At 44.4% G+C, this 14,139-nt stretch carries 14 protein-coding genes; all 14 read right to left on the reverse strand.

Annotation, left to right across the window (positions count from 1 at the left end; all coding sequences use genetic code 11):
- Positions 1-185: 185 nt before the first annotated feature.
- Positions 186-1,472: a 3-phosphoshikimate 1-carboxyvinyltransferase gene (gene aroA, locus NSQ12_RS11590; RefSeq protein ID WP_031315588.1), complete on the reverse strand. Its 1,287-nt coding sequence runs from the start codon at positions 1,470-1,472 to the stop codon at positions 186-188.
- Between the two features lie 10 nt (positions 1,473-1,482).
- Positions 1,483-2,598, reverse strand: a complete 1,116-nt coding sequence (locus NSQ12_RS11595; RefSeq protein WP_003230615.1) for a prephenate dehydrogenase — start codon at positions 2,596-2,598, stop codon at positions 1,483-1,485.
- 48 nt (positions 2,599-2,646) lie between these two features.
- Entirely contained in the window at positions 2,647-3,729 is a 1,083-nt protein-coding gene (gene hisC, locus NSQ12_RS11600) for a histidinol-phosphate transaminase (protein ID WP_004399129.1), read from the reverse strand.
- Positions 3,730-3,739: 10 nt separating this feature from the next.
- On the reverse strand, positions 3,740-4,543 hold the full coding sequence (gene trpA / locus NSQ12_RS11605) for a tryptophan synthase subunit alpha (RefSeq protein ID WP_003230608.1): 804 nt from the start codon (positions 4,541-4,543) through the stop codon (positions 3,740-3,742).
- Complete coding sequence (trpB, locus tag NSQ12_RS11610; RefSeq protein WP_015383968.1) at positions 4,536-5,738, reverse strand: tryptophan synthase subunit beta; 1,203 nt, start codon at positions 5,736-5,738, stop codon at positions 4,536-4,538. The genes trpA and trpB overlap by 8 nt, the downstream gene beginning before the upstream one ends.
- Positions 5,719-6,366, reverse strand: a complete 648-nt coding sequence (locus tag NSQ12_RS11615) for a phosphoribosylanthranilate isomerase (protein ID WP_088467251.1) — start codon at positions 6,364-6,366, stop codon at positions 5,719-5,721. The genes trpB and NSQ12_RS11615 overlap by 20 nt, the downstream gene beginning before the upstream one ends.
- Positions 6,367-6,370: 4 nt before the next feature.
- Complete coding sequence (gene trpC / locus NSQ12_RS11620) at positions 6,371-7,123, reverse strand: indole-3-glycerol phosphate synthase TrpC (RefSeq protein ID WP_003230601.1); 753 nt, start codon at positions 7,121-7,123, stop codon at positions 6,371-6,373.
- On the reverse strand, positions 7,116-8,132 hold the full coding sequence (gene trpD / locus NSQ12_RS11625; protein WP_088467252.1) for an anthranilate phosphoribosyltransferase: 1,017 nt from the start codon (positions 8,130-8,132) through the stop codon (positions 7,116-7,118). Before trpD ends, trpC begins: the two co-directional genes overlap by 8 nt.
- Positions 8,104-9,651: an anthranilate synthase component I gene (gene trpE, locus NSQ12_RS11630; RefSeq protein WP_088467253.1), complete on the reverse strand. Its 1,548-nt coding sequence runs from the start codon at positions 9,649-9,651 to the stop codon at positions 8,104-8,106. The genes trpD and trpE overlap by 29 nt, the downstream gene beginning before the upstream one ends.
- A 215-nt stretch (positions 9,652-9,866) precedes the next feature.
- Positions 9,867-10,250 (reverse strand): chorismate mutase, encoded by a 384-nt coding sequence (gene aroH, locus NSQ12_RS11635; protein WP_004398675.1) that lies wholly within the window; start codon positions 10,248-10,250, stop codon positions 9,867-9,869.
- On the reverse strand, positions 10,247-11,335 hold the full coding sequence (gene aroB, locus NSQ12_RS11640) for a 3-dehydroquinate synthase (RefSeq protein WP_339174779.1): 1,089 nt from the start codon (positions 11,333-11,335) through the stop codon (positions 10,247-10,249). The genes aroH and aroB overlap by 4 nt, the downstream gene beginning before the upstream one ends.
- Positions 11,335-12,507, reverse strand: coding sequence for a chorismate synthase (gene aroC, locus NSQ12_RS11645; RefSeq protein ID WP_004398727.1), 1,173 nt, complete (start codon positions 12,505-12,507; stop codon positions 11,335-11,337). The genes aroB and aroC overlap by 1 nt, the downstream gene beginning before the upstream one ends.
- Before the next feature lie 74 nt (positions 12,508-12,581).
- Positions 12,582-13,352: a protein-glutamate O-methyltransferase CheR gene (cheR, locus tag NSQ12_RS11650; protein ID WP_003230589.1), complete on the reverse strand. Its 771-nt coding sequence runs from the start codon at positions 13,350-13,352 to the stop codon at positions 12,582-12,584.
- Positions 13,353-13,588: 236 nt separating this feature from the next.
- Positions 13,589-14,038, reverse strand: coding sequence for a nucleoside-diphosphate kinase (gene ndk, locus NSQ12_RS11655; RefSeq protein WP_010886554.1), 450 nt, complete (start codon positions 14,036-14,038; stop codon positions 13,589-13,591).
- Positions 14,039-14,139 lie beyond the last annotated feature (101 nt).

The raw sequence follows: 14,139 nt of genomic DNA on the forward strand, positions 1-14,139 counted from the left end.
CAAAAGATCTTGAGATAGAAAATGAAAAAAGGAAGATCGCCCTCTGTACAGTAAAGCAGCTCTTTGACCTGCCGGCTTGTAAGTAAAGCACATCCCCCCTTTTCGTTTTTCTATCCGTTCTATAAGACAAGCTATGTTTTTTCGCCTCGAATTATGATCTGCATAAAAAATCCTGAAGTAAAACTTCAGGATTTTTTAGAAAGCTTATTTAAATGCTCGAAGAAGGTTGGATAAGAAACGTGAATGGCATCCGTGTGCTCGATTTCAATCGGCTCCTCCGTTATACAGGAAGCAATACCAAGCATCATTCCGATTCGATGATCTCCGTGGCTGGACACTGCAGCGCCGCCTTTCAACGTTTGTTTGCCATAAACCTTCATTCCATCTGCTGTCGGTTCAATTTCAGCACCCAGCTTGCGAAGCTCAGAAACAACAGTATCAATACGGTTTGTTTCTTTCACTTTTAGCTCTGCCGCGTCCTTAATAACGGTAGTTCCTTCCGCCTGAGTCGCAAGAAGCGCGATGATAGGGATCTCATCAATTAAACGCGGAATGATATCTCCTCCGATTTCAACTGCTTTTAGAGATGACGTTTCTATAATCAAATCTCCATAAGGCTCTGCACCGCTATCAGCAGATGGTTTGATTTCAAGTTTTGCCCCCATGTTTTGAAGGACGTCAATAATACCTGTCCGAGTCGGATTTAAACCTACGTTTTTCAATACAATTCTGCTGTTTGGAACCATCGCGCCAGCAGCAAGGAAAAACGCGGCTGAAGAAATGTCTCCAGGAACAAAAATATCAGCAGCTGTCAGTTTCTGGCCACCAGCAATGGAAACACTCGTTTGATCTTCAGAAAGCTTAACGCCAAAAGCAGAAAGCATCCGCTCAGTGTGGTCCCGAGATTTATGGGGCTCTGTGACAGTTGTTGTGCCCTCAGCCTGTAATCCGGCCAGCAAAACAGCAGATTTAATTTGCGCGCTTGCAACAGGTGATACATAATCAATTCCTTTTAATGAAGCGCCGCTCACTGACAGCGGTGTAAACTCTCCGCCGGCTCTGCCGTCGATTTTAGCCCCCATTTTTTTCAAAGGCTCAGTCACACGCTTCATTGGGCGCTTCGCAATGCTCTCATCTCCGGCTACCGCGCTGTAAAAAGGACGGCCCGCCAATATTCCGAGCATCAGGCGAATCGTTGTACCTGAATTCCCGACATCTAAAAGGCTTTCTGGCTCTTTCAGGGCATCGATTCCTTTTCCGTGAATCACGACATCGCTGCTGCTTTGCTCAATGTGAACACCCATTTTTCTAAAGCAATCGATCGTGCTCAGACAATCTGCTCCCGGCAGAAAGTTTTTAACTGTTGTTGTGCCTGCCGCTAGCGCGCCAAACATAACAGAGCGGTGAGAAATGGATTTATCACCGGGAATATGTATTTCTCCATGTAAGGTCTGCACCTTTTCTCGTTTCATTTTTTCCACCTCAATCAGCATAAAAAGTTTCATATTCCGCCCGGGCTTCAATGCATTGTTCTGCCCTTTTGCGGTCGTCATCAGACTGAAAACTGATCCTTAAAATCCCGTTAATATCCTCTCGTGTTTCGATAATGCGGATATTCGTGATACTGATGCGCTCCGCAGCTAAGATCGCTGTTATCTCGGATATTACACCCGGATGATCGGGTACATCCACATATAAATCATAAAATGCAGGTATCGCTCCCTTCTGCCGAAGCGGCAGCCCGTCGCGATAATCCTTGGCTGTTTTAAAATAACGAAATAGATTTTCCGCATCTTCTTGTTCTACATATGTACGGATCTTGTCAATTTCACGAATCCACTCATCAAAACGGTCTAAGATTTTATCTTTATTATGTAATAAAATATCCCGCCACATTGCCGGGCTGCTTGATGCAATTCTTGTAATATCTCTGAATCCGCCGGCAGCAAAACGCTTAACAAGCGGATACAGGTTTTCCGAATGATGGGTTTGGTGAACAAGACTGGCTGCTACAATATGCGGAAAATGACTGATTACACTTGTAACGCCATCATGCTCCTCGGGCGACATTTCCACAAAATGGGCATTCGTCCCCTTCAGCAGGTTTTTTAACTGTTCCACAGCTTGTTTGTCCGTTTTCTGGCCTGGCGTTAAAATATAAAATGCATTTTCAAACAGGAACTCCTTCGCAGCGGCCACTCCTGATTTATGTGAACCCGCCATCGGATGCCCTCCGACAAATTGATAGCGGCTAGGCAGCACTTGATCAGCGTAATCAACCACTTTTTGCTTTGTGCTTCCTACATCCGTAATCAAAAGCTCATGTTCAATTCCTGAATGAGCCAGCTCTTCAAGCATAACCAGTGTTTGTTCAACAGGTGTCGCAATGATTACTGTAGCTGCCTCTTTCACACCGCTAATAAACGAATCAGCACGATCGTCTATCACGCCTAATTTTAATGCCGCTACCGCCTGTTCATCAGAGATGTCGATTCCGATAATCCGTTTGCCGGGATGATTTTTTTTGATGGCTAGGGCAATCGAACCGCCTATCAATCCGAGACCGGCGAGCAATATTGTATCTTTCATTTGATTCATACGTCATCACCTGGTTTATAGACTAAAGAGGTGATATTTGATCACCTCTTATAAAATTTCAGCTAAAATGGCAAGTATTTCTTCATTTTGCTCTTTTGTTCCGATCGTAATCCGGAGTGATGTCGGGAAACCTAATGCGTTTCCTGACCGGACGATATAGCCTTTTTCCAGCAGAGCCTGAAACAGTTCATCAGCAGGACGTTTAAAGTCAATTAACACAAAATTTGTCTGTGAAGGGTAGCACTTTAAACCATGAGTTTTCGCAAAATCATAATACTGCTGAAGGCCTGCATTATTTTGCTCGACACAGGAAGCAATAAACGCTTGATCATCAAGTGCTGCAATCGCCGCAGCCTGGCCCAGACGGCTGGTATTAAACGGCTCTCTCGCCGGCTCAATCTGGCGAATCAGGTTCTCGTCAGCAATTCCGTATCCGACTCTGAGCGCTGCCAGACCGTATGCCTTTGAAAATGTGCGCAAAATCATCAAATTGGAATACTTGCTTAAGAGCGGCACGGTTTCCGGGTAATCCTCTGCTGTTACATATTCATAATATGCTTCGTCAAGAACGACAAGGACACGAGAAGGAACGCGCTCCAGAAATGCGAGTAATTCTCCTTCAGATGTATAAGTGCCAGTCGGATTATTCGGGCTGCATATCCAAACGACTTGTGTCTGTTCGTCGATGGCTTCTAACATGGCGTCTAAATCATGTGAGCCGTCGGGACGAAGTGCAATTTCACGTACTTCAGCACCTTCAATAACCGCATTATGTTTATATTGCGGAAAAGTGGGGGCAGCAGTAACCGTGTTTGTTTTATCGTTTAAAAATGCCCGGCAGATGATCTGTATGATTTCATCAGAACCGTTGCCGAAAATAAGTGATGTTTCGCTGACATTGAGGTGCTTACTGAGCCTTGTCCGCAAAGCGGCGCTATACCCGTCCGGGTAAAGGGCTAGCTGTTGAATCTCATGATGAAGCGCCTCTTTTGCAGCCTCTGAACAGCCGTAAGGATTCTCGTTTGAAGCAAGCTTCACAACTTTATCCAAGCCATATTCTGATTTCACTGCTTCAATCGGCTTTCCAGGCTGATAAGGCTTCAGCTGTTTTAAATGTTCTTTGATACGCAAATCAGTCACCTCATTTTAAACTGTACAAGCCGCTAAACGCCATTGCATAATCCTCAAACTCCTGCAACGCCTGATTTCTCGTTTCAGCGCTGATGAGCCGGTCCTTTAATTCTTCTATTTTTCTGACGAGCGCACTTCCCACTACGACACCGTCACTAATTTCATTCATCTTTATGACCTGTTCACGGTTTGATATACCGAACCCTACAGCGACCGGAACAGTGCTGAGATTCTTCACTGTCCGAATGAACGGGTACACGGATGAATTGAACTCATTGCGGACACCGGTCACACCCAGAGAAGACACACAGTAGACGAAGCCCTCGGCTTGTTCAATAATGGTTTTCAAACGGCTTTCGCTTGTCGGCGCAACCAAAGAAATATACGTCACCTCATGGCTTTTACATTCCTCTTGAAGGCTGTTGCTTTCTTCTAGTGGCAGATCCGGAACAAGCAGACCGTCAATATGATTTTCCCGCAGTAAAGCGAAAAAGTATTCTTTGTTCAATTGTAACACAGGATTATAATACGTAAAGAGGATAATCGGAATATTCACTCCGTTTTTTTTCATTTCTCCGCCTAATTCGATTGCCTTTACGATATTCATTCCTTGATCAAGTGCCCGCTTTGAAGCCCGCTGGATCACCGGACCGTCTGCAAGCGGGTCAGAGTATGCAACACCAAGCTCCAATGCTGTGGCGCCTGCTTTTTGGAGTGACTTCGCCAGTTCAATCGAAACCTCAGGAACTGGATCGCCCGCCGTAATAAACGGGATAAACAATTTTTCTGATGGTTGAAGATCCAATTTAAACATGGGCTTTCACCTCTTCTTCCAATACCTTCATTAATGTGTTGACATCCTTGTCTCCCCGGCCTGATAAACAGACGAGAATGAGTTGACCGCGATCCATTCCTTTGGCGAGTTTGAATGCTTTCGCTAACGCATGGGCAGATTCGATTGCCGGCAAAATCCCCTCTTTTTCTGACAAAAGCTTTAATGCATCCACCGCTTCTTCATCAGTGATACTGTCATAAGTGACACGGCCGCTCTTATGCAAGTATGCATGCTCCGGACCGATTCCAGGATAGTCGAGACCGGCTGAAATAGAGTAGGGCTCAATAATTTGCCCGAACTCATCCTGAATGAGATAAGTCAATGAACCGTGAATAACCCCTACGGTTCCTTTCGAAATAGTGGCGGCATGAAGAGGCGTATCAATTCCTTTTCCTGCTGCTTCAGCGCCGATCAGTTCAACATCTTCATTTAAAAATGCCTGAAACATACCCATCGCATTGCTTCCTCCGCCTACACATGCCACTACTTTATCAGGCAGAGTGCCTTCAATACGTTTCAACTGATCCTTCGCTTCCTCTCCGATCATTTTTTGAAATTCACGGACCACTTGCGGATAAGGATGCGGGCCGACAACTGATCCAATCATATAAAAGTGATCCTCACAATGCTGAACCCAGTACCGGATCGCCTCATTTGTGGCATCCTTCAATGTTCCGTTTCCGCTTGTTACAGGCACTACCTCCGCTCCAAGAAGCTTCATGCGGAAAACGTTCAGAGACTGGCGGGCAACATCCTCTTCACCCATAAACACAGTACAGGAAAAGCCGAATTTGGCTGCAACTGTTGCAGCGGCAACACCATGCTGGCCGGCACCGGTTTCAGCAATGATTTTCGTTTTGCCCATTTTTTTAGCAAGCAGCGCTTGACCTAGCGCATTATTGATTTTATGAGAACCTGTATGGTTTAAATCTTCTCGTTTCAAATAGATTTTCGCGCCGCCTAAGTATTCAGTGACTCGATCAGCGTATGTTAATGCAGTCGGCCGTCCGGAATAGTCCTTTAACAGCTTATAATACTCTTCACGAAAAGCGGGATCATCCTTGATTTGTTTAAATGCTGTTTCTATTTCATCTAACGGCTGCATGAGTGTTTCCGGAACAAACTTTCCGCCAAAATCACCGTATCTGCCTATTTCATTCGGATATGGATACATATCGGTTCATCCTTTCTTCTAAAAGACTCATCAGATTCTGATCTTTTTGTCCGTTTTTTTCAATTCCGCTGGCAAGGTCAATTCCTTCTGGCTGCCATTTCAATAGGCTGGTGATGCTATCCGGATTCACGCCGCCAGCGATAAAGCAGCGTTTACCAATAGCCGCCTGCTGATATTCCGGCACACATTCCCAAGAAAATGCAACACCAGTTCCGCCTCTAGACCCTTTTACAGATGAATCAATCACAAAGCCGTCAACATTATCTTTAAAGCGGGCTATTTCTTGAGTTGTGTTACCTTGATGGTGAAGCGCCTTCCATATTTCACAGCCTGTCAGCTTGCGAAGAGCATCAGCATCCGCCGGTTTTTCATCACCGTGAAGCTGAATGACGTCGAGCTTCAAGCTCTTGGCAATACGTGACATCGTCTCTATTGATTCATTAACAAAAACACCTGCAACCTGTTTTTCGACACGAGCTTGGTTCAGCCATTTTTTCACATCTTGCGGAGATACTTTTCGTTTGCTTTCAGCAAAAATAAATCCTAGGTAATCAGCCTGTGATTCCGCCGCAAGCTGCAAATCCTTTAGTGACCGAATACCACAATATTTTAATGCCGGTTTCTTCACAACCTCACTCCCTAAACAAAGCATGGATTGCTTTACGCTGAGAAGTTTGTCTCATCAATGATTCACCGATAAGTACAGCTCGCGCCCCGTGTTCATTGACAAATGTTAAATGTTCTAAAGAACCGATTCCGCTTTCGCTGACAAGCAAGGATTCTTTCGGAACGAGAGATGCGATTTGTTCTGTCTGCTTTACAGATGTTTCAAACGTTTTTAGGTTTCGATTATTTACACCGAGAATGTCGGGTGTGAACACTTTCAATATTTGTTCTAGCGTTGATGCATCATGAACCTCCACTAACACGTCCATCCCCTTTTCACCTGCTTCAAGATATAATTCATGAAGGTGTAAGGGATCAAGCACCTCGCCGATTAACAATATGGCATCCGCTCCGATTCTTCTTGATTCCTCTACTTGAAGAGAATCAATAATAAAATCTTTTCTAAGTACAGGAATCGAAACAGCACGCTTTACGTCTGATAAATAGCTGTTTTCCCCTTGAAAAAACGGAGTGTCTGTTAAAACGGAAATCGCATCTGCCTTCGCAGCCTCATAGTCTTTTGCAATCTGCACAGGCACAAAATCCTCTTTAATAAGCCCTTTTGACGGCGATGCTTTCTTCACTTCGGCAATCAACCCGATAAACCGATTCGGGCTTGCCAGCGCCTCCTTAAATGAACGTTTCTCGAAAGGCTGCTCTACCGGCAAAACCAGTGTTTTCACTTCTTCTTTCTTTTGTTTGATGATTTTTTCAAGCATAGATCTCTTCCTCTTTCTGCTTCAGTCGTTCAAGCTGCGCGGCAGCGCCTCCGCTTGTAATCGTCTCTAACGCCAGCTCCGTTCCTTCCTTCAGTGAGGCGGTAATTCCCGCCGTGTAAATCGCAGCACCCGCATTAAAAGCCGTAATAGATAAAGCGGAACTGCTGCTTTTATTTTCAAAAATATTCTGAATGAGATAAGCGCTCTCTTTCGGAGACTGCACCTGTAAATCTTCAAGTCTGCCATTTGTGAAACCGAAATCTTCGGGTGAAACGGTATATTCCCGGCGCTCTCCGTCCTTTAATTCAATCACGTCGGTCGGTGCTGTAATTGAAAGCTCATCTAAACCGTCACGGCTTGATACAAACATAACGTGCTTCGGCTGAAACGTCTCCAGTGCGCTTGCCATCAGTCCAGCTTTTTCAACAGAATAGACCCCAATCACCTGACGCTTCGCCCGTAAAGGATTGCTGAGCGGCCCAAGCAGATTAAATACCGTTCTGAAACCTAGCTCTTTTCTAGTACCTGCTACATGTTTCATAGACGAATAGTAAAGCGGCGCAAAAAGAAATCCCATGTTGTTTGTTTCAATGCTGCTTTTGACCTTTTCGGGAGTGGTTTGAATAGAAACCTCTAGCTCCTCTAAAACATCAGCGCTTCCGCTTTTAGAAGAGACAGAGCGATTGCCATGCTTAGCGATTTTCGCGCCAGCTGCCGAGGCAACAATTGCCGAGGCCGTTGAGATATTAAAAGTGGAAATACCGTCTCCCCCTGTTCCGCATGTATCAACAATATCAGGAAGTCCATCGACTGTAAGAGCGTGTGCCCGCATTGCCTTCACAAAACCCGCAAGCTCTTCTGGCGTCTCCCCCCGATGAGCAAGAATAGACAATATACCGCCCATTTCAGAAGGAGTCATTTCCGCTGCCATCATCATATTCATCAGCGTTTCAGCCTCACCGGCAGTAAGGGTTTTTCCGTCAACGCACAATTGTAGAAATCTGTTCATCAGCTTTATCCTCCTTGCTATGAAACATGTCTTCTGCAATATGAATCGTTTTCAGCAGCGCACCGGCTTTATTACAGCTTTCTTCGTATTCGGCTTCCGGAACAGAATCAGCAACAATGCCAGCACCTGCCTGTATCGATGCAACGCCGTTCTTTACACTCATCGTGCGAATCGTAATACAAGAGTCGATATTCCCGTCAAACCCAATGTAGGCAATACACCCTCCGTATGTCTCTCTCGGTGTTGGCTCGAGCTCTTGCAAAAGCTGCATGGCACGGATTTTGGGTGCGCCTGTTAAAGTCCCCGCCGGGAAAGCAGACATCAGTGCATCGACAGGATGAACCCCTTTTTTCAATCGGCCTGTAACCACCGAGATAATGTGCATGACATGTGAAAAGGAGACAATTTTTGTGAACTCCGGCACAGAAACAGAACCATACTCTGCTACTCTGCCGATATCGTTTCGGGCAAGATCAACGAGCATGTAATGCTCCGCCTTTTCTTTTTCATCCTTCATCAGCTCAACCTTCAGTCTCTCATCTTCAGCTTTGTCTGCGCCGCGTTTTCTCGTACCGGCAATCGGATGGATTTCTAAGTGCCCGTCTTGAACGTGTATTAACCGTTCCGGAGAGCTGCCGACTATTTCTCTGTCTAGCAGTTTCATATAATACATATACGGCGAAGGATTGACGATCCTAAGCACTCGGTATAACTCAAAAGCATCTGCTTTTATCGGCACCTCAAATTTTTGTGATAAAACACCCTGGAAGATATCGCCTGCTTTTATATAGCTTTTGATTTTTTCTACATCAGCCATAAAAGCCGATTTTTCATAATTAGAAGATACCGTCTCAAAGCTGGGTGTCTTGTATGAATCAGCAGAGAGAAACAGCTCTTTTATGTTTTTTTGGTCCATCATTTTTTCGATGAGATTTTGGAGCTCCAGATGATTTTGATGGAATACATCCATTTTTTCGTTTTCTGTTTCCTCTCCAGTGAGCCTTGCATATTGGATAAAGTGGACGTTTTTGGTTTCATGATCATACGCAATTAATGTCCGGCAAACAAACAGCATGCACTTTTCCATGTCTGTTTCTTTTGTATGCGAAGGAACAGAAGGCTCAATCAGCGGGATCATATCATAGCTTAAGTACCCGACAGCTCCGCCGACAAAAGGAATGCCAAGCTGAGGTGTTTTGATTTTGTATGTGGTATTCATCCAGTTCAGCACTTCTTTTAGTTCATTTGCTGTGTAAAGAGATTTGCTGTCCTGATCAGCGGCCGAAAAACGGCCCTGCTCTTCTTTAATTGTGAGAAATGGATTCAGGCCGATAAATGAATATCTGGACCAAGTGGATGTATCGTCCTTGCTTTCAAGAAGATACGTAATCTCCCTGTCAAGCTTCTCTATCATTTGAATGGGTGTCAGTGTATCGACTGTGAAGGTCTCCACAATCGGTATCGTGTGGTGGGACAAGCTGTCCTCTAAAAATGCGGAAATGTTTGATTGGAAATTCATTGCTCTCACTCCTTATGGCAAGGAGAATGAGAAGATGGCATGAGAGGATAAAATACTATATAACAAATAAACCCAAAAGAAAGACTTCTTTTGGGTAGAATAAACATAATGTCTCAGCTCAACTAAACTCATTCTCTGCTACCCTATTCTCTAACTCAACTCATTCTAATTGCTTTATACACACTCTTGTGTATTTCTAAGCTGTTCTTATCGTATTACAATTCAGTATTTTTTGTCAATGATAAATCGGGCCTCAATACGACGGCTTTTTCTAAATATACATGTCTGATCTGATCCTGAGGGACATCTGTCTGGACCGTCATCATGACTCTTATGCACTTTTTCAGACCGCCCGTTACGTCCATTTCCTGCATACATGTTACCGGTACATACTGCCATCCTGAAAGCTCGCGAACAGCTTTTGCCGGGAAAACAGCGTGCAAGTCAGGTGTAGCCGAAAGAAGCATTTGAACAACATCTTCCGGTTTTGTATGATTTTCTTCTATGATTTTCTCTAACAGCTGTTTAGTTTTTTGTAAAATTTCTTCTTCAGTATCCCGTTCAACTGTAGTTGCTCCGCGAATTCCGCGAATCATCATGATGTCTCCTCCAATCGCCATATGTTCAGCCAGCTCTCAAGTTCATTTCTGGAAAATGTATGATCAGCAACTTTCCCTAATTCGTTGAGCACAATAAACTGAATCTTCCCGCCACGGGTTTTCTTATCATTCATCATACGGTCCAAGAGAACCGAAGTTTCCGTCTCTTTTCTGATTTGACTTGGATAACCCAGGCTTTTTAGCCAGCTGACCAAACGTTTTCTGTCCATTTCACAGCCTACAGTCTTTTCGCTTATATATAAAGCAAACTGCATTCCGAGGGCTACGGCATCACCGTGAGTGATCTGCCCGTATCCATATTCCGCCTCAACGGCATGACCGAGCGTATGCCCAAAGTTTAAGTAAGCTCTTATCCCCTCTTCTTTTTCATCCTGCTGAACGACAGACGCTTTAATTGAAATGCCTTTAAAAATCATGTCATTCAGCTGATCATTAGTGATATCACGCAGTGAGTGGATATTCAGCAGCTCCTCCAGAAACGCTCTGTCATAGATAAAAGCGTGTTTAATCACTTCTGCCATTCCGGACCTAAGCTCTTTTTCAGGCAGAGAACGCAGGAAATCTGTATCATAGAGCACGGCTTTCGGCTGATAAAACGCACCGATTAGATTTTTTCCAAGCGGATGGTTCACGGCTACTTTTCCTCCGACTGCGCTGTCATGCGCCAAGAGCGTCGTAGGCATTTGGATGAAATCAATGCCGCGCATAAAAGTGGCAGCCACAAAACCGGCAAGGTCCCCTACAACACCGCCACCGAATGCGATGATGCATGAGGAGCGATCCAAATGAAAACGAATCGCTTCACTCTGCAATTTTGTGTACATGTCCATGGATTTTGCCTGCTCTCCACTCGGTACCGTCACTTTTTTCACAGGCCATTTATCTTGCAGCAAATGGAGCATTTCATCACCGTACAGGCGGTCCACTTCTTCATCCGTGACAAGCATAATCCTTGTTAAAGGCCTGTTTAAAGAGGTTAATAGTTCGCAAGCCTTTTTTCTGATACCTTGTCCGATAAAAACAGGATATGACGAGGAAGCAGTTTGAACATGCAGTGTCTTCATTAAAATTCCCTCGACAGTTTTCTCATATTCTCCACATTTTCTCTAATGCGGTCAATTTGATCTAATCCGAATTGTTCAACGACTGCGTTCGCAATTTCCCAAGCGACAGCCGCTTCAGCGACTACACTTGCCGCAGGAACAGCACAGCTGTCTGAACGTTCAATGCTGGCGGAAAACGGTTCTTTCGTTTCAATATCGACACTTTTCAGCGGTTTATACAAAGTCGGAATCGGCTTCATGACTCCTCGGACAACGATTGGCATCCCTGTCGTCATGCCGCCTTCCAGTCCGCCAAGTCTGTTAGTAGCACGGGTGTATCCTTTTTCCTCGTCCCAAATGATCTCGTCATGGACTTCGCTTCCATTTCGGCCTGCCGCCTCAAATCCGATCCCGAATTCCACACCTTTAAATGCATTAATTGACAGTACAGCGGCAGCAAGCTTGCTATCCAGTTTGCGGTCATAATGGACATAGCTGCCCACGCCTACCGGCATTCCCTCGACAATGACTTCTACTATTCCGCCGATGGAATCTCCGTTTGCCTTTGCTTCATCAATGGCAGCCATCATTTTTTTGCCTGCCTCTTCATCGTAGCATCTGACAGGAGACTCTTCCGTTACGCGCTGCAGGTCTTCAATTGACGTATATTCTGTTTTTTCAGCTTTAACAGCGCCAATTTGCAACACGTGGCCCGCCACCTTAATGCCAAGCTCAGAAAGAATCTTTTTAGCTACAGCCCCTGCCGCCACTCTGACAGTTGTTTCCCTTGCTGAAGAACGCTCAAGCACATTTCTCATATCACGATGATTATATTTAATTGCACCGTTTAAGTCAGCGTGCCCAGGTCTAGGTCTGGAAATCTGGCGCTTCATTTCCTTTTCTTCATCTTCTGTAATTGGAGCGGCGCCCATGATTTTTGTCCAATGCTTCCAATCGTTATTTTCAACTACGAGAGCAATTGGTGAACCGAGTGTACGTGCATGGCGCACCCCGCTCATAATTTTGGCCTGGTCTTTTTCGATCTGCATGCGGCGGCCGCGGCCGTGGCCTTTTTGGCGTCTGGCAAGCTCAAAATTGATATCTTCCTCCGTTATGTAAAGCCCGGCAGGTACACCCTCAATAATGGTTGTCAGTTGGGGGCCGTGTGATTCTCCGGCTGTTAAATATCTCATGACTTCTTCTCCCTTCATCGCATTAACGCTTTTAAGTAAGACTACTATAACATATTTTTCAGCAAAAAGTCAGTCTATCTTTTTTGATAAAAGAATGTATCGGCTGGGACTAGGCCAAATTTCTCGGGATTGAAGATTTGCTCGGTGCTGCCGACAAAAAGAACTCCATTCTTCTTCAAGCTATGTGCCATTTTTAAATACAGCTCTTCCTTCGCGCTTTCTGTAAAATAAATAAATACATTGCGGCACACGATTAAGTCAAAGTCTTGTTCATAACGATCCGCCAGCAAATTGTGCTTTTTGAATGTAATATTCTTTTTGATTTCCGTTTTCACTTCATAACTTCTATTTGCGTTTTGCGTAAAATAACGATCTTTCACAGATAGCGGCACTTCCTGTAAAGACCGCTCCTGATAAACGCCTTTTTTCGCTTTTTCCAATGCTTTTTCATCAATATCCGTCGCTAAAATCTGATAGCCCGGAAGCCCTTTTTGCTGGTCCAAAAGCATGGCAAGCGTGTATGGCTCCTCCCCCGTTGAGCAGGCGGCACTCCAAATTTTTAAAGGCCTAGAGGTCTTGATTAACGGCAGAATTGCAGTCTCAAGAACTTCCCATCTTTTATAATTACGATAAAATTCTGAAACATTGATCGTCATTCTGTCCAATGTTTCATTTAAGAGAGCTTGATCCTTTTCCAATGCCGCAGCAAAGTCCTTAAAGCTTTGGAACCCCTTTTTCTCATAGAGTGACGTTAGCCTTCTCTTCATTTGTGCTTCTTTATATAGTGTTAAATCGACTCCGGTTAATTGTTTCCATTTCGTTGTAAATACGCTGTATGTATCCATCTCTACTCTCCCAGTCTCGCTGTCTTTTTGTCCTAGTATAGCTTGTTTTATCAGGAAATTGTATTGTTTCAATAAAAAAATCAGCTTTTCAGCTGATTTTAGATCGTTGGGAAAGGCAGAGGTCTGATGCACACTGCCATTCAACCCTTTATTCACTTTAATGTAAACCTTTACAAAACAGAACAAAAACCGGCGGCGTTATATGTTGCCGGCTCTGTTGCTTATTTTCACAATGATTAATAGATCCAGCCTGCCATAAGCTGCTGATATGATACTAATTCTTCATTCTTAAAGAAAATGTTAATCTCGCGTTCTGCACTTTCGAGAGAATCAGAGCCGTGGATGATGTTTTTTCCGACAAACATGCCATAATCCCCACGAATCGTACCAGGTAAAGCTTCTTTAGGGTTTGTTTTCCCGATCAGCTGTCTCGTCACTTCAATGACATTTTCGCCTTCCCACACCATTGCGAATACAGGTCCTGAAGTAATAAACTCAACGAGCTCTCCGAAGAAAGGCTTACCTTGATGTTCGGCGTAGTGTTTCTCAGCCATTTGTTCAGTCACTCTCATTAACTTGGCGCCAGCTAATTGTAAGCCCTTACGTTCGAATCTAGATAAAATGTCCCCAATGAGCTGACGTTGGACACCGTCTGGTTTCACCATGATAAAAGTCTTTTCCATCATATTCTCCACCCCATCATTATGTATGTATAGGCTTTCACACTGCACACCGAAATCGTAACATCTTTCTGATAATTAATCAATCCGGGGCGGAGAAATTTCTT

It is taken from the genome of Bacillus sp. PS95 (assembly GCF_037963565.1).
GTDB lineage: Bacteria > Bacillota > Bacilli > Bacillales > Bacillaceae > Bacillus > Bacillus subtilis.